Source organism: Stutzerimonas kunmingensis (assembly GCF_021432085.1).
Lineage (GTDB): Bacteria > Pseudomonadota > Gammaproteobacteria > Pseudomonadales > Pseudomonadaceae > Stutzerimonas.
Genome location: NZ_CP090366.1, coordinates 4,755,195 through 4,775,870, shown reverse-complemented (window position 1 = coordinate 4,775,870; position 20,676 = coordinate 4,755,195). Strand labels below are relative to the sequence as shown.

General features: G+C 60.9%; 21 protein-coding genes. All 21 read left to right on the top strand.

Translation table 11 applies throughout. The annotated features are described in order from the left end of the window. The first annotated feature begins 514 nt into the window (after positions 1 to 514). The 21 genes from rpmH (at position 515) to glmS (ending at position 20,574) form a co-directional block, all read left to right on the top strand. Complete coding sequence (gene rpmH / locus LW136_RS22740; protein WP_003290924.1) at positions 515 to 649, top strand: 50S ribosomal protein L34; 135 nt, start codon at positions 515 to 517, stop codon at positions 647 to 649. A 14-nt stretch (positions 650 to 663) separates the two neighbouring features. Next, complete coding sequence (rnpA, locus tag LW136_RS22735) at positions 664 to 1,059, top strand: ribonuclease P protein component (protein ID WP_014822281.1); 396 nt, start codon at positions 664 to 666, stop codon at positions 1,057 to 1,059. Then, the gene (yidD, locus tag LW136_RS22730) at positions 1,052 to 1,297 is read left to right on the top strand and encodes a membrane protein insertion efficiency factor YidD (RefSeq protein WP_014822280.1); all 246 of its coding nucleotides are present in this window, start codon (positions 1,052 to 1,054) and stop codon (positions 1,295 to 1,297) included. Before rnpA ends, yidD begins: the two co-directional genes overlap by 8 nt. 2 nt (positions 1,298 to 1,299) lie before the next feature. After that, complete coding sequence (yidC, locus tag LW136_RS22725) at positions 1,300 to 2,970, top strand: membrane protein insertase YidC (protein ID WP_234174312.1); 1,671 nt, start codon at positions 1,300 to 1,302, stop codon at positions 2,968 to 2,970. Between the two features lie 72 nt (positions 2,971 to 3,042). Beyond that, a complete protein-coding gene (gene mnmE, locus LW136_RS22720) occupies positions 3,043 to 4,410 on the top strand; it encodes a tRNA uridine-5-carboxymethylaminomethyl(34) synthesis GTPase MnmE (RefSeq protein ID WP_234174311.1) in 1,368 nt (455 codons plus the stop codon). Between the two features lie 484 nt (positions 4,411 to 4,894). Next, positions 4,895 to 6,787, top strand: coding sequence for a tRNA uridine-5-carboxymethylaminomethyl(34) synthesis enzyme MnmG (gene mnmG / locus LW136_RS22715; RefSeq protein ID WP_234174310.1), 1,893 nt, complete (start codon positions 4,895 to 4,897; stop codon positions 6,785 to 6,787). Continuing rightward, on the top strand, positions 6,787 to 7,434 hold the full coding sequence (gene rsmG, locus LW136_RS22710) for a 16S rRNA (guanine(527)-N(7))-methyltransferase RsmG (protein WP_014822276.1): 648 nt from the start codon (positions 6,787 to 6,789) through the stop codon (positions 7,432 to 7,434). Before mnmG ends, rsmG begins: the two co-directional genes overlap by 1 nt. 18 nt (positions 7,435 to 7,452) lie before the next feature. Next, positions 7,453 to 8,241 carry a ParA family protein gene (locus tag LW136_RS22705; RefSeq protein WP_125860632.1) on the top strand — a complete coding sequence of 263 codons (789 nt, stop codon included), beginning with the start codon at positions 7,453 to 7,455 and terminating at the stop codon, positions 8,239 to 8,241. Positions 8,242 to 8,250: 9 nt separating this feature from the next. Continuing rightward, complete coding sequence (locus LW136_RS22700) at positions 8,251 to 9,123, top strand: ParB/RepB/Spo0J family partition protein (protein ID WP_014822274.1); 873 nt, start codon at positions 8,251 to 8,253, stop codon at positions 9,121 to 9,123. A gap of 127 nt (positions 9,124 to 9,250) precedes the next feature. Beyond that, a complete protein-coding gene (locus tag LW136_RS22695; RefSeq protein ID WP_376785360.1) occupies positions 9,251 to 9,655 on the top strand; it encodes a F0F1 ATP synthase subunit I in 405 nt (134 codons plus the stop codon). Positions 9,656 to 9,669: 14 nt separating this feature from the next. Beyond that, a complete protein-coding gene (gene atpB / locus LW136_RS22690; protein WP_234174309.1) occupies positions 9,670 to 10,524 on the top strand; it encodes a F0F1 ATP synthase subunit A in 855 nt (284 codons plus the stop codon). A 57-nt stretch (positions 10,525 to 10,581) separates the two neighbouring features. Further along, positions 10,582 to 10,809, top strand: a complete 228-nt coding sequence (atpE, locus tag LW136_RS22685) for a F0F1 ATP synthase subunit C (protein WP_003290909.1) — start codon at positions 10,582 to 10,584, stop codon at positions 10,807 to 10,809. 92 nt (positions 10,810 to 10,901) lie between these two features. After that, positions 10,902 to 11,372 (top strand): F0F1 ATP synthase subunit B, encoded by a 471-nt coding sequence (locus LW136_RS22680; protein WP_014822271.1) that lies wholly within the window; start codon positions 10,902 to 10,904, stop codon positions 11,370 to 11,372. A 12-nt stretch (positions 11,373 to 11,384) separates the two neighbouring features. Beyond that, entirely contained in the window at positions 11,385 to 11,921 is a 537-nt protein-coding gene (locus tag LW136_RS22675; protein WP_003291824.1) for a F0F1 ATP synthase subunit delta, read from the top strand. A gap of 15 nt (positions 11,922 to 11,936) precedes the next feature. Further along, on the top strand, positions 11,937 to 13,481 hold the full coding sequence (gene atpA, locus LW136_RS22670) for a F0F1 ATP synthase subunit alpha (RefSeq protein WP_003291823.1): 1,545 nt from the start codon (positions 11,937 to 11,939) through the stop codon (positions 13,479 to 13,481). A gap of 50 nt (positions 13,482 to 13,531) precedes the next feature. Then, positions 13,532 to 14,398 carry a F0F1 ATP synthase subunit gamma gene (atpG, locus tag LW136_RS22665; RefSeq protein ID WP_234174308.1) on the top strand — a complete coding sequence of 289 codons (867 nt, stop codon included), beginning with the start codon at positions 13,532 to 13,534 and terminating at the stop codon, positions 14,396 to 14,398. A 30-nt stretch (positions 14,399 to 14,428) separates the two neighbouring features. Next, entirely contained in the window at positions 14,429 to 15,805 is a 1,377-nt protein-coding gene (gene atpD, locus LW136_RS22660; protein WP_003303688.1) for a F0F1 ATP synthase subunit beta, read from the top strand. Positions 15,806 to 15,879: 74 nt separating this feature from the next. Further along, positions 15,880 to 16,308: a F0F1 ATP synthase subunit epsilon gene (locus LW136_RS22655; protein WP_003303687.1), complete on the top strand. Its 429-nt coding sequence runs from the start codon at positions 15,880 to 15,882 to the stop codon at positions 16,306 to 16,308. Between the two features lie 138 nt (positions 16,309 to 16,446). Beyond that, entirely contained in the window at positions 16,447 to 17,808 is a 1,362-nt protein-coding gene (gene glmU / locus LW136_RS22650; protein WP_234174307.1) for a bifunctional UDP-N-acetylglucosamine diphosphorylase/glucosamine-1-phosphate N-acetyltransferase GlmU, read from the top strand. A gap of 130 nt (positions 17,809 to 17,938) precedes the next feature. Further along, positions 17,939 to 18,721: a DeoR/GlpR family DNA-binding transcription regulator gene (locus tag LW136_RS22645; RefSeq protein ID WP_023446459.1), complete on the top strand. Its 783-nt coding sequence runs from the start codon at positions 17,939 to 17,941 to the stop codon at positions 18,719 to 18,721. A 2-nt stretch (positions 18,722 to 18,723) separates the two neighbouring features. After that, complete coding sequence (gene glmS, locus LW136_RS22640) at positions 18,724 to 20,574, top strand: glutamine--fructose-6-phosphate transaminase (isomerizing) (RefSeq protein ID WP_228207886.1); 1,851 nt, start codon at positions 18,724 to 18,726, stop codon at positions 20,572 to 20,574. Positions 20,575 to 20,676 lie beyond the last annotated feature (102 nt).

Below are 20,676 nucleotides of genomic sequence, written 5' to 3'. Positions count from 1 at the left end.
GGAAGCTCCTATCGACTCAGTCGAGGTAAGACGGCGGCCATTGTAACGGCGCGCCCTCAGGTTATCCACAACAAACCTGAAGCGCAGGACGGAATACCCTAGGTCTGGTCAACCACTCAATGCATGGAAAAGCATTGTCGCCAAGTCTGTTGATAAATACCCCTGAGGGCAGTGGTCAAGCCTGTTCAAAAGCACTGATCAACACCGCCTGTGGATATCTTACGTTTTAATCCCCAGGTTGCGCAGAGCCTCTGCACGGGGTGAGCACCGCTTTCGCACCAAGTTTGCATTCGCGGGAGCGCCCGTCTCCTAAGGTCTGTAGCCATCTATCCACAGAAAAGGTGCTGCACATATATAAGCATTACATCTTAAGAGCTTATATTTCTTTTCCTCTTATTTTTTCATCCATGCAGGGCTGGTTGGAAATTGACCTAGCTCGATAGCTTCTCTACAATCGCCGGTCTCTTAAAAGGGGGCCATTCCGGCCCGCAATGGATCACCAGGTAAACGCACCATGAAACGCACTTTCCAGCCCAGCACCATCAAGCGCGCTCGTACTCACGGTTTCCGTGCACGTATGGCCACCAAGAACGGTCGTCAGGTTCTGTCGCGTCGTCGCGCCAAAGGCCGTAAGCGTCTGACCGTCTGATATCGGAACAGGTAGTGAGTCGGGGCTTCGGCCGGGAAAAGCGTCTGCTGACTCCCCGCCAATTCAAGGCAGTCTTCGACTCCCCTTCCGGTAAGGTGCCTGGCAGGAACGTCCTGCTGTTGGCACGCGAGAACGATCTGCAACACCCCCGCCTTGGGCTGGTGATCGGCAAGAAAAGCGTCAAGCTCTCGGTCGAACGTAACCGCATCAAGCGGCAGATACGTGAGACCTTCCGCCATCACCAGTCGGATCTGGTGGGCTGGGACATCGTGATCATCGCCCGCAAGGGATTGGCTGATCTGGACAATCCCGAACTGGCGAAGCAATTCGCCAAGCTCTGGAAGCGACTGTCACGCAGCCCATCCAAGACCGCCGTCGAACCTGGAGCCGCCAACAGCACCCATGCGTAAATTGGCCATCGCTTCGATCAGGGTCTACCAGTACGCCATCAGTCCGATGATGGCCAGTCACTGCCGTTTCTATCCAAGCTGCTCCTGCTATGCACTCGAGGCCATCGAAACTCATGGCCTGTTGCGTGGCGGCTGGCTGAGCCTGCGCAGGTTGGGGCGCTGCCATCCGTGGAATCCCGGTGGCTACGATCCCGTGCCTTCTCATAACACTTCCAATTCATCTCCGATGGCCGAGTAACCATGGATATCAAACGCTCGATACTGCTCGTCGCTCTAGCAGTCGTTGCCTACCTGATGGTTCTTCAATGGAATCAGGACTACGGTCAGGCAGCCCTGCCGACCGAAACCGCGCAAAGCCAGCTGGGCGTACCGGCTCTTCCGGATAGCCCCGCGGCCAACAGCGAAGGCACCGCTGGCGATGTGCCCGCGGTTGCCGGCCAGCAACAGGCCAGCGCCCTGCCGGCTAATGCGCCGAGCAGCCAGCTGATTCGTGTGCGCAGCGACGTGCTTGATGTGGCGATCGATCCGCGCGGTGGCGACATCGTCGAACTGCATCTGCCGCAGTACCCGCGTCGTCAGGATCGTCCCGATGTGCCGTTCCAACTGTTCGAGCGTAGTGGCGAGCGAGTCTATGAAGCACAAAGCGGCCTGATCGGCGACGGCCCGGACAAGGCCAGCGGGCGTCCTCAGTACAGCAGTGAGAAAAGCGAGTACCAACTGGCCGAAGGTCAGGATCAGGTGGTCGTCGATCTGAAATACAATGCTGATGGCGTCAACTACATCAAGCGTTTCACCCTCGAGCGCGGTAACTATGCGCTGAAGGTGAACTACCTGATCGACAACCAGAGCGGTCAACCCTGGACCGGTTACCTGTTCGGTCAGCTCAAGCGCGACAACAGCGGCGATCCCTCCTCAAGCACCGCCACTGGCACCGCTACCTACCTTGGCGCTGCGCTGTGGACCAAGGACGAGCCGTATCGTAAGGTCTCCATGGGCGACATGGATGAAAGCAACCTGCGTGAAAGCGTGCAGGGTGGCTGGATCGCCTGGCTGCAACATTATTTCGTCACCGCCTGGATTCCTCAGCCGGACGATACCAACCAGGTGCAGACGCGCAAGGATAGCCAGGGCAACTACATCATCGGCTTCACCGGCCCCGCCGTTACCGTACCTGCCGGCGCACAGGGCGAGACAGGCGCCACGCTGTATGCCGGCCCGAAGAGCCAGGACAAGCTGGAAGAACTGTCCCCCGGTCTGCGTCTGACCGTCGACTACGGCATCCTCTGGTTCATCGCTCAGCCGATCTTCTGGCTGCTGGAAAACATCCACGCTCTGCTGGGCAACTGGGGCTGGTCGATCATCGTTCTGACCATCGTCATCAAGCTCGCCTTCTTCCCGCTCTCCGCGGCCAGCTACCGGTCGATGGCGCGCATGCGTGCGGTGTCGCCGAAAATGCAGGCGCTGAAGGAACAGCATGGCGACGACCGCCAGAAGATGTCCCAGGCGATGATGGAGCTGTACAAGAAGGAAAAGATCAATCCGCTGGGCGGCTGCCTGCCGATCCTGGTGCAGATGCCGGTATTCCTGGCCCTGTACTGGGTCCTGCTGGAAAGCGTCGAGATGCGCCAGGCGCCCTGGATGTTCTGGATCACCGACCTTTCGATCAAAGACCCGTTCTTCATCCTGCCGATCATCATGGGCGTGACCATGTTCATCCAGCAGCAGCTGAACCCGACGCCGCCGGATCCGATGCAGGCGCGAGTGATGAAGCTGCTGCCGGTGATCTTCACCTTCTTCTTCCTCTGGTTCCCTGCCGGTCTGGTGCTGTACTGGGTGGTCAACAACGTCCTGTCCATCGCCCAGCAGTGGTACATTACCCGCAAGATCGAGGCCGCGGCGAAGCACGCCTGACGCCTCAACCGCCAATGCAGAACGCCCCTTGATTGGGGCGTTCTGCTATCTGCCGTCCAGAAAGGAGGCCGCATGAATCCAGTTCGCGACACCATTGCCGCCGTCGCTACCGCGCCGGGGCGCGGAGGAGTAGGCATCGTTCGGCTATCAGGGCCACGGTCCAAGGCTATCGCCATTACCCTGACCGGCCGTGAGCCAACGCCGCGGCATGCACATTACGGTGCATTTCACGCAGACGACGGCGAGGTGATCGACGAAGGCCTGCTACTGTTCTTTCCGGGACCGCATTCGTTCACCGGTGAGGACGTACTCGAACTGCAGGGGCATGGCGGCCCGGTTGTCATGGATATGCTGCTGCAGCGCTGCGTCGAGCTCGGCGTTCGTCTGGCTCGGCCAGGCGAATTCAGTGAACGCGCATTCCTTAACGACAAGCTCGATCTGGCCCAGGCCGAGGCGATCGCCGACCTTATCGAAGCGAGTTCGGCGCAGGCCGCGCGCAATGCGGTGCGTTCGCTACAGGGCGAATTCTCTCGCCGCGTGCATCAGTTGACCGAAAGATTGATTCAGCTGCGTATCTATGTCGAAGCGGCGATCGATTTTCCCGAAGAAGAGATCGACTTCCTCGCCGATGGGCATGTACTGGCACAATTGGATGCCGTGAAAGCCGAGTTATCCACAGTGCTGCGCGAAGCCGGGCAGGGCGCCTTGCTGCGCGACGGAATGACCGTGGTGATCGCAGGGCGCCCCAACGCCGGCAAGTCCAGTCTGCTCAACGCACTGGCGGGCCGTGAGGCCGCCATTGTCACCGATATTGCCGGCACCACCCGCGATGTCCTGCGCGAACACATCCTGATCGACGGCATGCCGCTGCATGTCGTCGATACCGCGGGTCTACGCGATACCGAAGATCAGGTCGAGCGGATCGGTGTGCAGCGCGCGCTCAGCGCCATCGGCGAAGCGGACAGGGTACTCTTGATGGTCGATGCCAGTGCGCCTGAGGCGCAGGACCCACTAGCCCTTTGGCCGGAGTTTCTCGAATCCAACCCTGCGCCGAACCAGGTGACGCTGATTCGGAACAAGGCTGACCTGAGCGGTGAGCCGATTTCGATTCGCTTCGACGACAACGGACAGGCAACCCTGAGCCTGTGCGCACGATCCGGCGAAGGTATCGAGTTGCTGCGCGAACACCTCAAGCAGTGCATGGGCTACGAGCAGACCGCTGAAAGCAGCTTCAGCGCCCGACGTCGCCATCTGGACGCACTGCGTCTGGCTGACCAGTACCTGGAGCATGGCCATGCCCAACTGACGCTGGCCGGCGCCGGTGAGCTGCTGGCCGAGGATCTGCGCCTGGCACAACAGGCACTCGGTGATATCACAGGCGCGTTCAGCTCAGACGACCTGCTCGGGCGAATCTTCTCGAGCTTCTGCATCGGCAAATGACACTGAACGGGCGCTAACCACGCCCGTCCCCTTTCATCTACAACGCTACGCTGAAAATTCGTGGCGCTGGCATTCGGCTGCCGAAATTCCCGCCATGAGCCCTGTGGAAAAGGCCGCCTAAGGGCAGTAGAAAAGTCAGGGCGTAAGCTGGTGAAAACCCCCTCTGTGTATAAGCTTCACTTTAATCCACAGGATGCTGACGGTATTCACACCGTCAGCGCCCAGCCGCAGCACAGGTTTATCCTTCGCTACAAGGAAGGCCTGCCGAGGGCTCCACGTGGTTATCCACAGAAATGAGCTTCACCATTTATAAACACATAAATAAACTTCTTATATATTTCTTCTCTATTTCTAATCTTTATCCACCGACTCGCCTCCGCCAGATGGTTGGTCATTTTTTGCTCAGAGCCCTTCTTTAGCACTGGCTAAATCCCTATACTTCGCGGCTTCCCGAATTCCCATCTGAACAGGCACGAGGTGCGTGGTGGACTTCCCTTCCCGTTTTGACGTGATCGTTATCGGCGGCGGCCATGCCGGCACCGAGGCTGCGCTTGCAGCGGCACGCATGGGCGTGAAGACCCTGCTGCTCAGCCACAATGTGGAAACCCTCGGCCAGATGAGCTGCAACCCAGCCATCGGTGGCATCGGCAAGAGTCATCTGGTCAAGGAAATCGATGCGTTGGGTGGGGCCATGGCGATGGCCACCGACAAGGGCGGCATCCAGTTTCGCGTGCTCAACAGCCGCAAGGGGCCAGCCGTTCGAGCCACCCGAGCGCAAGCTGACCGCGTGCTCTACAAAGCTGCTATTCGTGACACTCTGGAAAACCAGCCGAACCTGTGGATATTTCAACAGGCGGCGGACGACCTCATCGTCGAGCAGGATCAGGTCCGGGGTGTCGTGACCCAGATGGGCCTGCGTTTCCTCGCGGATTCCGTGGTGCTGACCACCGGGACCTTCCTCGGTGGACTTATCCACATTGGCCTGCAGAACTACTCAGGCGGGCGCGCAGGCGATCCGCCTTCGATCGCCCTGGCTCACCGGCTGCGCGAGTTGCCGCTGCGCGTCGGTCGGCTGAAGACCGGTACGCCGCCACGTATCGATGGTCGTTCGGTGGATTTTTCTCTTATGACCGAGCAACCGGGCGACGCACCGCTGCCGGTGATGTCGTTCATGGGCAATCGTGAGCAGCACCCGCCGCAGGTCAGCTGCTGGATCACTCACACCAACGCGCGAACGCACGAAATCATTGCCGCCAACCTCGATCGTTCGCCGATGTATTCCGGCGTGATCGAAGGCGTGGGGCCGCGCTACTGCCCGTCGATCGAAGACAAGATCCATCGTTTTGCCGACAAGGACAGCCATCAGGTCTTCCTTGAGCCCGAAGGCCTGACCACTCATGAGCTGTATCCCAACGGCATCTCCACCTCGTTGCCGTTCGATGTGCAGCTGCAGATCGTGCAGAGCATCCGTGGCATGGAGAACGCCCACATCGTGCGGCCGGGCTATGCCATTGAGTACGACTACTTCGACCCACGTGATCTCAAGTACAGCCTGGAGACCAAGGTGATCGGCGGGCTGTTCTTCGCCGGCCAGATCAATGGCACCACCGGTTACGAAGAAGCTGGTGCCCAGGGACTGCTCGCCGGAGCCAACGCTGCGCTGCGGGCGCAGGGCAAGGACAGCTGGTGTCCGCGCCGCGATGAGGCCTACCTAGGCGTGCTGGTCGATGACCTGATTACCCTCGGTACCCAGGAGCCCTATCGGATGTTCACCTCGCGTGCCGAATACCGGCTGATCCTGCGTGAGGACAATGCCGATCTTCGTCTGACCGAGAAGGGCCGCGAACTGGGTCTGGTGGACGATGCCCGCTGGGCTGCGTTCTGCGCCAAGCGCGAAGGTATCGAGCTCGAGGAGCAGCGCCTGAAGAGTTGCTGGGTTCGTCCCGGCACACCACAGGGCGATGCCATCGCCGAGCGTTTCGGCAGCCCGCTGGCCCGCGAGTACAATCTGCTCAATCTGCTGGCTCGTCCGGAAATCGATTACCAGAGCCTGATCGAACTGACCGGTGACGGTGCGCAGGATCCTCAGGTCGCCGAGCAGGTCGAGATCAAGACCAAGTACGCCGGCTACATCGAACGGCAGCAGGACGAGATCGAACGACTGCGTGCCAGCGAAAACATCGCCTTGCCGGAGAATCTCGACTACACGACGATTCCGGGCTTGTCGAAGGAGATTCAGCACAAGCTCGGTCAGGCAAGGCCTGAGACGCTCGGGCAGGCCTCGCGTATTCCGGGAGTCACTCCCGCTGCGGTGTCGCTGCTGATGATTCATCTGAAGAAGCGCAATGCCGGCCAGCAGCTGGAGCAGAGCGCCTGATGAGTCTGGTCAGCGAATCCCATGCCGCCGAACTCGTGCGCGGCGCCCAGGCGCTCGGCGTCGAGCTGAGTGAAGGGCAACAGCAGCAGTTGCTGGCCTACCTGGCACTGCTGATCAAGTGGAACAAGGCCTACAACCTCACCGCGGTGCGCGATCCCGACGAAATGGTTTCGCGACACCTGCTCGACAGCCTGAGCGTGGTGTCCTTCGTTGCCGAGTCCGGACAGACCTGGCTGGACGTCGGCAGCGGTGGTGGCATGCCTGGCGTGCCGCTGGCAATCATGTTTCCTGATCGCAGCTTCACGCTGCTGGACTCCAATGGGAAAAAAACGCGATTCCTGACGCAGGTGAAGCTGGAGCTGAAACTGGCCAACCTCGAAGTCGTGCATAGCCGCGTCGAGCAGTTCCAGCCGGCGGAAGCCTTCGACGGCATCACCTCGCGCGCCTTCAGTTCCCTTGAGGACTTCGCCAGCTGGACGCGGCATCTGGGCAATACCCAGACGCGCTGGTTGGCGATGAAGGGCGTGCAGCCGGACGACGAACTGCAACGGCTGCCCGCCGACTTCCGCCTCGATGCCTGTCACGTACTCAAGGTTCCCGGTTGCCAAGGCCAGCGCCATCTGCTGATACTGCGCCGCACTTCATGACCCGGACAGACACTGACCATGGCTAAAGTTTTCGCCATTGCCAACCAGAAGGGCGGTGTCGCCAAGACCACCACCTGCATCAACCTTGCGGCTTCGCTGGTTGCCACGCGCCGTCGCGTGCTGCTGATCGATCTCGACCCCCAGGGCAACGCCACCACTGGTAGCGGTGTGGACAAGCTCGGGCTGGAGTACTCGATCTACGACGTACTGATCGGCGAATGCAGCCTGGTGGATGCCATGCAGTTCTCCGAGCATGGCGGCTATCAGTTGCTGCCGGCCAATCGCGACCTGACCGCGGCGGAAGTGGCCCTGCTGAATCTGCCGGCCAAGGAAAAACGCCTGCGTGAAGCACTGGCACCGGTGCGGGAGAACTACGACTACATCCTCATCGATTGCCCGCCGTCGCTGTCGATGCTGACCATCAACGCGCTGGCTGCGTCGGACGGCGTCATCATTCCCATGCAGTGCGAGTATTACGCGCTCGAAGGGCTTACCGATCTGGTCAATTCGATCCAGCGTATCGGCCAGGCGCTCAACCCCAGCCTGAAGATCGAAGGCCTGCTGCGCACCATGTACGACCCGCGCAGCAGTCTGACCAACGATGTATCCGAACAGCTCAAGGCGCATTTCGGCGACAAACTCTACGACACCGTTATCCCGCGCAACGTCCGGCTCGCCGAGGCCCCCAGCCACGGCATGCCGGCGCTGGTCTACGACAAGCAATCCAAGGGCGCTCTGGCCTATCTGGCCCTGGCCGGTGAACTGTCGCGACGCCAGCGCCAGTCGGCGCGTGGCACCCCCGCATAAGGACTACTCATGGCGACCAAGAAAAGAGGCCTAGGCCGTGGACTCGACGCCCTGCTCGGCGGCGCCAGCGTTTCGGCAATGCAGGAAGAGGCTGCGAAGGTCGATACCCGTGAACTCCAGCACCTGCCGCTGGACCTGATCCAGCGCGGCAAGTACCAGCCGCGCCGCGATATGGACCCGCAGGCCCTTGAGGAGCTGGCCCAGTCGATCAAGAACCACGGCGTGATGCAGCCGATCGTGGTGCGTCCCGTCAGCGGTGGCCGTTTCGAGATCATCGCCGGTGAACGTCGCTGGCGCGCCAGCCAGCAGGCCGGGTTGGAGAAGGTGCCGGCGCTGGTTCGCGAAGTGCCGGACGAGGCGGCCATTGCCATGGCGCTGATCGAGAACATCCAGCGCGAAGACCTGAATCCGATCGAGGAAGCGGTCGCGCTGCAGCGCTTGCAACAGGAGTTCCAGCTGACCCAGCAGCAAGTTGCCGACGCGGTCGGCAAGTCGCGTGTCTCGATAAGCAATTTGCTGCGCCTGATTGCGCTGCCGGAAGAGATCAAGACGCTGCTGTCCCACGGTGACCTGGAGATGGGCCACGCGCGAGCATTGCTAGGTCTGCCGGCGGAACAGCAGGTCGAAGGCGCGCGGCACGTTGTCGCACGTGGCCTGACCGTGCGCCAGACCGAAGCCCTGGTGCGACAGTGGTTGAGCAGCAAGGAAACACCGAAAGCCGAAGTCAAGGTCGACCCGGACATCAGCCGTCTGGAGCAGCGCCTCGCGGAACGCCTGGGCTCTCCGGTGCAGATCAAGCACGGACAGAGGGGCAAAGGGCAGCTGGTGATCCGCTACAGTTCGCTGGATGAACTGCAGGGTGTATTGGCCCACATCCGCTGATACAAATTGTTTGTAGTGCCGGTCGGAAAATACTACCGGAGAGTTGAACCCTGGCTGGCCTGCTCCTATACTCGCCGCGCTTTTTTGACTGCGGACAATTATTTACGCGGCCTGCTACAGCGATGGAATTCAGGTGAACATACGCAACAGAACACCCTTCCATCGCCTTCCGGCATTTCGCGTATTGCTGATGCAGGCAATGGCCGTAGTAGTGACCGCTGTCTCATGTGGCCTGGTTTTTGGTATGGTCGCCGGCTACTCCGCGCTGTGCGGTGGTTTGATTGCGCTGTCAGCGAACGTGTATTTCGCGTACAAGGCCTTTCGTTACTTTGGCGCACGTTCGACTCAGGCGATCATCCAGTCGTTCTGGTCTGGCGAGATGGGTAAACAGATTCTGGCAGCAGCGCTTTTTGCGTTGGTGTTCGTGGGAGTGAAACCGCTGGAACCGATCGCCTTGTTTGCCGGCTATCTGCTGGTTCTGGGTGTCGGAGCAAGCGCGCTCCTGCTGATGAAAAACAATCCGAAGCATTGAGCATTGAGGCGTTTATGGCGAGTACCTCCGCTGAATATATCCAGCACCACCTGCAAAACCTCACCTACGGCAAGCTGCCGGCAGGTTACGAGCGTGCTGATGGCTCCGTTCTCGATCAGGCCACCTGGACCATCGCTCAGACGGGTCTGGAAGCTCGTGACATGGGCTTCATGGCATTCCACCTGGATACCCTCGGCTGGTCGCTGCTGATGGGCGCCATCTTCATCCTGCTGTTCCGCAGCGCCGCCAAGTCCGCCACGACCGGTGTACCGGGCAAGCTGCAGAACTTCGTCGAGATGTGCGTCGAGTTCGTCGAAGGCGTGGTGAAGGACACCTTCCACGGCCGCAATGCTCTGATCGCTCCGCTGGCGCTGACCATCTTCGTCTGGGTGTTCCTGATGAACAGCCTGAAGTGGATTCCGGTCGACTACATCCCGGGTCTGGCCAGCCTGCTGGGCCTTCCGGCGTTCAAGATCGTGCCAACCGCCGACCCGAACGGTACCTTCGGTCTTTCGCTCGGCGTGTTCATCCTGATTCTCTTCTACAGCGTCAAGGTCAAGGGTTTCGGTGGCTTCAGCAAGGAGCTGGCGTTCACTCCGTTCAACCACTGGTCGCTGGTGCCGTTCAACCTGTTCCTCGAGATTCTCGGCCTGCTGACCAAGCCGCTCAGCCTCGCGCTGCGTCTGTTCGGCAACATGTATGCCGGTGAGGTGGTGTTCATCCTCATCGCTCTGCTGCCGTTCTACGTGCAGTGGACCCTGAATGTGCCTTGGGCGATCTTCCATATCCTGGTGATCCCGCTTCAGGCCTTCATCTTCATGGTACTGACGGTGGTGTACCTGAGCTCTGCCCATGAAGAACATCACTGAAAACCGCTAACGCTTTAACCGAAAAACCTTAACCCCCCTTAGCTTCAGGAGCTTTACATGGAACTCGTCTACATCGCCGCCTCTATCATGATCGGTCTGGGTGCCCTGGGCACCGGTATTGGCTTCGCCCTGCTGGGCGGCAAGCTGCTGGAATCCACTGCTCGTCAGCCTGAGCTGGCTCCCCAGCTGCAAACCAAAACCTTCCTGATGGCCGGCCTGCTCGACGCCGTGCCGATGATCGGCGTTGGTATCGCGATGTACCTCATCTTCGTTGTCGCCGGTTAATCACTTTCCGGTTTGAGATGGGGTTCGCCGGGCGAGCCCCGTCGCCGTGGAATGACTCCCGCGTTGAACGAGATAGCACGAGGTAAATCGCTGTGAACATTAACTTGACGCTGTTCGGTCAAACGCTCGCCTTCGCTATCTTCGTCTGGTTCTGCATGAAGCTCGTCTGGCCGCCAATCACGGCAGCCATGGCAGCGCGCCAGAAGAAGATCGCTGAAGGACTGGATGCGGCAGGCCGTGCGCAGCAAGACCTGAAACTGGCTCAGGACAAGGTGTCCAACACCCTCCGCGAGACCAAGGAGCAGGCAGCCCAGATCATCGAGCAGGCGAACAAGCACGCCAATGCGATCATCGAGGAAGCCAAGCAGCAGGCACGTGTCGAAGGCGAGCGACTGGTCGCCGGCGCCCGCGCCGAGATCGAACAGGAAGTGAACCGTGCCAGGGACCAACTGCGCAATCAGGTAGCGGCTCTTGCCGTCGCCGGTGCAGAGAAGATCCTGGAGTCCCAGGTGGACGCCAAGGTGCACAACGAGCTGGTCGAAAAACTGGCCTCCCAACTCTAAGCGAGGCAAGCGATGATCAATACCCAGACGCTTGCTCGGCCTTACGCGAAAGCCGCTTTCGAGTTTGCCAGCGCCGCAGGAACGACCGAGTCCTGGTCGAAAATGCTGAACCTGGCCGCCATCGCTGTTGAAGTCCCAGAAGTCGCAGCGTTGCTGAACGACCCCCGCCTGACCAGCGAAAGCAAGGTCCAGGGGCTGGTGCGTCTACTCGGTGACGACGCCGACGAAGCTTTCCGCAACTACGTCCAGACCCTTGGCGAGAATGATCGCCTGTCGGTACTGCCGACCGTGTGGGAGCTGTACGAGGACATCAAGGCGCAAGCCGAGAAAACGCTCGAGGCAGAAGTTGAAACCGCCTTCGAGCTCAGCAACGAGCAACTCCAAACTTTGGCTGCCGCCCTGTCGAAGCGGCTAGATCGCACCGTCAACCTCCAGCAGGCCGTGAATCCTGCGCTGATCGGCGGCGTGTTGATTCGCGCCGGTGATGTGGTTGTCGACGGTTCGGTCCGCGGCAAACTGAGCCAGTTGGCCGAATCGTTGAAATCCTGATTTGAGGGTCATGGCATGCAGCAACTGAATCCTTCCGAGATTAGTGAAATCATCAAGCAGCGCATCGAGAAATCGAATGTCGCTGCTCAAGCCCGTAATGAGGGCACCGTCGTCAGCGTTTCTGACGGTATCGTACGTATCTACGGTCTGGCCGACGTCATGTACGGCGAAATGATCGAGTTCCCTGGCGGCATCTTTGGTATGGCACTGAACCTGGAGCAGGACTCCGTAGGTGCCGTGGTTCTGGGTAACTACCTGGGCCTGACCGAAGGCATGAGCGCCAAGTGCACCGGCCGCATCCTTGAAGTTCCGGTTGGTCCGGAACTGCTGGGCCGCGTAGTCGACGCACTAGGTAACCCGATTGATGGCAAAGGCCCGATCAACGCTCAGGCAACTGACGCGGTCGAGAAGGTTGCGCCGGGCGTGATCTGGCGTAAGTCCGTCGACCAGCCGGTGCAGACCGGTTACAAGTCGGTCGACGCCATGATCCCGGTAGGCCGTGGCCAGCGTGAGCTGATCATCGGCGACCGTCAGATCGGCAAGACCGCCCTGGCCATCGACGCCATCATCAACCAGAAGAACAGCGGCATCCGCTGCGTCTACGTTGCCATCGGTCAGAAGCAGTCGACCATTGCCAACGTGGTTCGCAAGCTGGAAGAGCATGGCGCGCTGCACAACACCATCGTTGTCGCTGCGTCCGCCTCTGAATCCGCTGCCCTGCAGTACCTGGCGCCTTACGCTGGTTGCACCATGGGCGAGTACTTCCGCGACCGCGGTGAAGACGCGCTGATCGTGTATGACGATCTGTCCAAGCAGGCCGTGGCGTACCGCCAGATCTCCCTGCTGCTGCGTCGTCCGCCGGGACGTGAAGCCTACCCGGGCGACGTGTTCTATCTCCACAGCCGCCTGCTGGAGCGTGCGTCGCGCGTTTCCGAAGAGTATGTCGAGAAGTTCACCAACGGTGCCGTAACTGGCAAGACCGGCTCGCTGACCGCTCTGCCGATCATCGAAACCCAGGCGGGCGACGTTTCCGCGTTCGTTCCGACCAACGTGATTTCCATCACCGATGGTCAGATCTTCCTGGAATCGGCCATGTTCAACGCAGGTATCCGTCCGGCCGTCAACGCCGGTATCTCGGTATCCCGTGTTGGTGGTGCTGCTCAGACCAAGATCGTCAAGAAGCTGTCCGGTGGTATCCGTACCGCTCTGGCTCAGTACCGTGAACTGGCTGCGTTCGCGCAGTTCGCTTCCGACCTCGACGAAGCGACCCGCAAGCAGCTGGAGCATGGTCAGCGCGTTACCGAGCTGATGAAGCAGAAGCAGTACGCGCCGATGTCCATCGCCGACATGTCCCTGTCCCTGTACGCCGCCGAGCGCGGTTTCCTGACGGACGTGGAAGTGGCCAAGGTTGGCGCCTTCGAGCAGGCCCTGATCGCCTTCTTCAACCGCGAGTTCGCCGATCTGATGGCGAAGATCAACGTGAAGGGTGACTTCAATGACGAAATCGACGCAGGCCTGAAGGCCGGTATCGAGAAGTTCAAGGCCACTCAAAGCTGGTAAGCCGCAGCGGGAGCCGTGAGGCTCCCGCCTGCTAACCCGATAGGTGTCAAATGGCAGGCGCAAAAGAGATTCGCAGCAAGATTGCGAGCATCAAAAGCACGCAGAAGATCACCAGCGCCATGGAAAAGGTGGCGGTCAGCAAGATGCGCAAGGCACAGATGCGCATGGCTGCCAGTCGCCCTTATGCGGAGCGGATCCGGCAGGTAATCGGCCATCTGGCCTTTGCCAACCCGGAATACCGTCATCCGTTCATGGTAGAGCGTCCGGTCAAGCGTGTCGGCTACATCGTCGTGTCGACCGATCGTGGTCTTTGCGGTGGCCTGAACATCAACCTGTTCAAGGTCCTGATCAAGAACATGAAGGAGTGGCACGATCAGAAGGTCGAAGTCGACCTCTGCGTGATCGGCAACAAAGGCGCGAGCTTCTTCCGCAGCTTCGGCGGCAACGTCGTCGCAGCGATCGGCAACCTCGGCGAAGAGCCGTCGATCAATGATCTGATCGGCAGCGTCAAGGTCATGCTGGAAGGCTTCCACAATGGCCGTATCGATCGCTTGTACCTGGTATCCAACAAGTTCATCAACACCATGACCCAGAAGCCCACGGTCGACCAACTGCTGCCGCTGGCCGCAGACGAGAACGCCGAGCCGGTCAAGAAAGGTCAGTGGGACTACCTCTACGAGCCGGACGCCCAGCAGCTGCTGGATGCTCTGCTGGTACGGTTCATCGAGTCCCAGGCCTATCAGGCGGTGGTTGAGAACGGCGCAGCCGAACAGGCCGCGCGGATGATTGCCATGAAGAACGCAACCGACAACGCCGGTGAGCTGATCGGCGACCTGCAACTGGTCTACAACAAGGCCCGTCAGGCTGCGATCACTCAGGAAATTTCGGAAATCGTCGGCGGCGCTGCCGCGGTTTAAGAACGGTTCAAATATTCAGAGGAACCAAACATGAGTAGCGGACGTATCGTTCAAATCATCGGCGCCGTTATCGACGTGGAATTTCCGCGCGATGTGGTACCGAACGTCTATGACGCGCTGAAAGTTCAAGGCGCCGAGACCACCCTGGAAGTCCAGCAGCAGCTGGGCGACGGCATTGTCCGTACCATCGCCATGGGTTCGACCGAAGGCCTCAAGCGTGGCCTGGACGTCGTCAACACCGGCACCGGTATCTCCGTACCGGTCGGCAAGCAGACCCTGGGCCGCATCATGGACGTCCTGGGTAACCCCATCGACGAAGCCGGCCCGATCGGTGAAGAAGAGCGCTGGACCATCCACCGCGCTGCTCCGTCCTACGCAGAGCAGGCTGGCGGCAACGAGCTGCTGGAAACCGGCATCAAGGTTATCGACCTGGTCTGCCCGTTCGCCAAGGGCGGTAAGGTCGGTCTGTTCGGTGGTGCCGGTGTAGGCAAGACCGTAAACATGATGGAGCTGATCCGTAACATCGCGATGGAGCACAGCGGTTACTCCGTGTTCGCCGGTGTGGGTGAGCGTACTCGTGAAGGTAACGACTTCTATCACGAGATGAAGGACTCCAACGTTCTGGACAAGGTTGCCCTGGTTTACGGCCAGATGAACGAGCCGCCGGGAAACCGTCTGCGCGTTGCACTGACCGGCCTGACCATGGCCGAGAAGTTCCGTGACGAAGGTCGTGACGTTCTGCTTTTCGTCGACAACATCTACCGCTACACCCTGGCCGGTACCGAAGTATCCGCGCTGCTGGGTCGTATGCCTTCCGCGGTAGGTTATCAGCCGACTCTGGCCGAAGAGATGGGCGTTCTGCAGGAGCGTATCACCTCCACCAAGAACGGCTCGATCACCTCGGTACAGGCCGTATACGTACCTGCGGACGACCTGACCGACCCGAGCCCGGCGACCACCTTCGCCCACCTCGACGCCACCGTCGTGCTGTCGCGTGACATCGCCTCCCTGGGTATCTACCCGGCGGTCGACCCGCTCGACTCGACTTCGCGTCAGCTGGATCCGCTGGTGATTGGCCAGGAGCACTACGACACCGCTCGCGGCGTTCAGTACGTGCTGCAGCGCTACAAAGAGCTGAAGGACATCATTGCGATCCTCGGTATGGACGAACTGTCCGAGACCGACAAGCAGCTGGTATCCCGCGCTCGTAAGATCCAGCGCTTCCTGTCCCAGCCGTTCTTCGTGGCCGAAGTCTTCACTGGCTCGCCAGGCAAGTACGTTCCGCTGAAGGAAACCATCCGTGGTTTCTCCGGCATCCTCAATGGCGACTACGACCATCTGCCGGAACAGGCGTTCTACATGGTCGGCAGCATCGACGAAGCCATCGAGAAAGCCAAGAAACTGTAACTGGCGCGCCCGTTCGCGGGCGCCAACCAGCCTGACCGGCAGCTGCTGGTCAGGCTGATTACCGAGGCATGAACATGGCTATGACAGTGCATTGCGACATCGTCAGTGCGGAAGAAGAGCTGTTCTCGGGGCTGGTGGAAATGGTCGTCGCCCACGGCAACCTGGGTGACATCGGCGTTCTGCCGGGTCACGCGCCGCTGCTGACCGATCTCAAGCCGGGTCCGGTTCGAGTGATCAAGCAGGGTGGTGACGAGGAGATCTTCTACATCTCCGGCGGCTTCATCGAAGTGCAGCCGAACATGGTGAAGGTTCTCGCCGATACCGCTACGCGCGCCAAGGACATCGACGAAGCTGCCGCTCAGGCTGCCGTCAAAGCTGCCGAGAAGGCCCTGCACGAGAAGGGCGCGGAGTTCGATTACGGCTCCGCCGCCGCTCGCCTGGCCGAGGCCGCAGCCCAGCTGCGAACCATCGAGGCAATGCGCAAGAAGTACGGTCGGCACTGACCGACTCGCGACTTCATCGCGCACGAGTAAAAGGGTAGCCTTGGCTACCCTTTTTCTTTTTCTGCCATTTGTCGGCGCAGCTGCACCCTGACTACTTATGGGTGAACTGCCGGGCCGATACCGTTCAGGAATCGCTGCATGTCTCTCGATATCGTCATTCTCGCCGCTGGCCAGGGCACCCGCATGCGCTCGGCCCTGCCCAAGGTGCTGCACCCGGTTGCCGGAAAATCCATGCTTGGGCACGTCATCGATACGGCCCGCGCGCTGCAGCCACAGAGCATTCAAGTGGTCATCGGCCACGGTGCCGAGCAGGTGCGCCAGCGGCTGGCCGGTGAAGACCTCAATTACGTGGTTCAAGCCGAGCAGCTGGGTACCGGGCATGCAGTGGCCCAGGCGTTGCCGAATCTGTCGGCCGAGCGCGTGCTGATCCTTTACGGTGACGTACCACTGATCGAAGCCGACACCCTGCAGCGCCTGTTGCAGAAGGTAGGGCCGGAGCAACTCGCGCTGCTGACGGTGAAGCTGGACGACCCAACCGGCTATGGACGCATCGTCCGCGACGCGCGCGGCGAAGTGCAGGCTATCGTCGAGCACAAGGATGCCAGCGACGAGCAGAAGGCGATCCGCGAGGGCAATACCGGGATTCTCGCCGTACCGGGCAGCCGTATCGGCGAATGGCTGGGTCGCCTGTCCAACAGCAATGCCCAGGGCGAGTACTACCTGACTGACGTCATCGCCATGGCTGTGGCCGACGGCCTGCGCGTTGCCACCGAGCAGCCGCTGGACGCCATGGAAGTGCAAGGTGCCAACGACCGTATCCAGCTGGCCGAGCTGGAACGCCATTACCAGCAGCGTGCCGCTCGTCGTTTGATGGCCCGGGGTGTGACGCTGCGCGACCCGGCGCGTTTCGATCTGCGTGGCGAGGTGGAGGTCGGGCGAGACGTGCTGATCGACGTGAATGTGGTGCTCGAAGGCACGGTGGTCATCGAAGACGACGTGCAGATCGGACCGAACTGCGTGATCAAGGACAGCACGTTGCGTCGCGGTGCGATCGTCAAGGCCAACTCCCATCTTGAGGGTGCGGTAGTCGGCGAGAGTGCCGATTGCGGCCCGTTCGCGCGGCTGCGTCCAGGCAGCGTGCTCGGCGCCAAGGCGCATGTCGGCAACTTCGTCGAGCTGAAGAACGCGACCCTCGGCGATGGCGCCAAGGCCGGGCATCTCAGCTACCTCGGTGACGCCGAGATCGGCGCGCGGACCAACATCGGTGCCGGTACCATCACCTGCAACTACGATGGCGCCAACAAATTCAGGACGGTGATGGGCGAGGACGTTTTCATCGGTTCCAACAGTTCGCTGGTTGCACCGCTGAATCTCGGTGATGGCGCAACGACCGGCGCCGGTTCGACGATCACCGAGGACGTGCCGGCCCATACCCTGGGCCTCGGCCGCGGTCGCCAGCGCAATATCGAAGGCTGGCAGCGACCGAAGAAGCAGTCGTAGATCCGCGTTCGGCGCGGGATGCGGGCCTGCTTCCCGCTGTTGGTGGGTGACGCCGGATCGCCAGCAGCTTGCAGCCCGTAAGCACTTATGTTTTGATTCGCGCCGTTATCTTTCGAATCGAAACATATCTATGTCGAAGCGCAACACTCCACAACGTCGCCACGCGATCCTCGCCTTGCTCAACGAGCTCGGCGAGGTCAGTGTGGACGAGCTGTCGCGGCGCTTCGAAACCTCGGAAGTCACCATCCGCAAGGACCTCGCCGCACTCGAGAAGAACGGCCTGCTGCTGCGCCGTTACGGCGGGGCGGTACAGTTGCCACAGGAGCTGATCGGCGACAGCGTGCAGCCGGTGTCGCCCTGGAAGCAGGCAATTGCCGCCGCCGCTGTCGGCTGCATTCGCGAGCATGCGCGGGTCATTATCGACAGCGGCACCACCACGGCGGCGATGATTCCGCAACTGGGCCACAGACATGGCCTGGTGGTGATGACTAACTCGCTGAACGTGGCCAATGCCCTGCGTGAGCTGGAGCATGAACCGGTGCTGCTGATGACCGGCGGCACCTGGGACCCGCATTCGGAGTCCTTTCAGGGCCAGGTCGCCGAGCAGGTGCTGCGCTCCTATGACTTCGACCAACTGTTCATCGGTGCCGATGGCATCGATCTGGAGCGGGGCACCACCACCTTCAACGAACTGCTAGGGTTGTCCCGAGTGATGGCCGACGTCGCGCGCGAAGTCATCGTGCTCGCCGAGGCCGACAAGATCGGTCGGCGCATCCCCAATCTCGAGCTGCCCTGGAGCAGCGTGCATACCCTGATTACCGATGAGCGCCTCAGCGACGAGGCGCGCAGCAGCATCCTGGCCCGCGGCGTCAAACTGATCTGCGTGGCCGTCGAAACCAATCTGGAGACTTGAGCATGTGTGGCATCGTTGGCGCCGTCGCCGAACGCAACATCACCGCGATCCTTCTCGAGGGCCTCAAGCGCCTGGAATACCGTGGCTATGACAGTGCCGGCGTCGCCGTGCTGGACGAGAACGGCACACTCGAGCGTCTGCGCCGGAACGGTAAGGTCGCCGAACTGGAGCAGGCTCAGCAGCAGACGCAGCTGGCCGGCCGCCTGGGCATTGCGCATACCCGCTGGGCTACCCATGGTGCGCCCTGCGAGCGCAATGCCCATCCGCATTTCTCCGGTGACGATCTGGCCGTGGTGCACAACGGCATCATCGAGAACCACGAGGCGCTGCGGGCCCAGCTCAAGGAGATGGGTTACGTATTCCTCTCGGATACCGACACCGAAGTCATCGTGCACCTGCTGCACCACAAGCTCGATTCGCTCGGCGACCTCACCGCTGCGCTGAAGGCGGCGGTCAAGGAACTGCATGGCGCCTACGGACTGGCGGTGATCAGTGCGCGGCAACCGGATCGCCTGCTCGCCGCGCGCAGCGGCAGCCCGCTGGTGATCGGTCTGGGCCTGGGCGAAAACTTCCTCGCCTCGGACCAGCTGGCGCTGCGTCAGGTCACAGACCGTTTCATGTATCTGGAAGAGGGCGACATCGCCGAAATCCGCCGCGATGCGGTGCAGATCTGGGATGTCGACGGCCAGCCGGTGCAGCGCGAGGCCGTGCAGTACCACGAAGGTGCCGAGGCGGCGGACAAGGGCGAGTACCGCCACTTCATGCTCAAGGAGATTCACGAGCAGCCGAAGGTGGTGCAGCGCACCCTGGAAGGCCGGCTAGGCGATCATCAGGTGCTGGTGCAGGCGTTCGGACCGCAAGCCGCCGAGCTGTTCGCCAAAGTGCGCAATGTGCAGATCGTCGCCTGTGGCACCAGCTATCACGCCGGCATGGTCGCGCGTTACTGGCTGGAGGAGCTGGCCGGCATACCCTGTCAGGTCGAGGTTGCCAGCGAATTCCGCTACCGCAAGGTAGTGGTGCAGCCGGACACCCTGTTCGTCACCATCTCCCAGTCCGGCGAGACGGCAGATTCGCTGGCAGCGCTGCGTAACGCCAAGGCGCGCACCGAGCAGGAAGGGCGCTATCTCGCCAGCCTGGCGATCTGCAACGTCGGCATCAGTTCGCTGGTGCGCGAGTCGGACCTGACCCTGCTCACCCAGGCCGGCCCGGAAATCGGCGTGGCTTCGACCAAGGCCTTCACCACCCAGCTGGTTGGCCTGTTGTTGCTGACGCTGTCGCTGGGCCAGGTCCGGGGCACGCTTTCCCCTGCGCTCGAGGCCGAACTGGTCGACGAGCTGCGCCGGCTGCCGACCCGCCTGGGTGAGGCGCTGGCGATGGATGCTACGGTGGAGAAGATTTCCGAGCACTTCGCCGAGAAGCATCACACCCTGTTCCTCGGCCGCGGCGCTCAATATCCGGTGGCGATGGAGGGTGCGCTCAAGCTCAAGGAAATTTCCTACATCCATGCCGAGGCCTACCCGGCCGGTGAGCTCAAGCACGGCCCGCTGGCGCTGGTGGACGCCGACATGCCGGTGGTCACGGTGGCGCCGAACAACGAGTTGCTCGAAAAGCTCAAGTCCAACCTGCAGGAAGTGCGCGCCCGTGGTGGTGAGCTGATCGTCTTTGCCGACCGTGAAGCCGGGTTCGACAACGGTGAAGGGATCTTCGTGGTGAACATGCCGCATATCCACGATGTTCTTGCGCCGATCCTCTATACCCTGCCGCTGCAACTGCTGTCGTACTACGTTGCCGTGCTGCGCGGTACCGATGTCGACCAGCCACGTAACCTCGCCAAGTCCGTCACGGTGGAGTGACCGGCGGGCGCGCCAGAGAGCGTGTTGGCTGCACGGAATAAAGATTGACACAATATAATAAAGTCTGACACAAGCTATTAAAGTCTGACACAATGCCTAAAC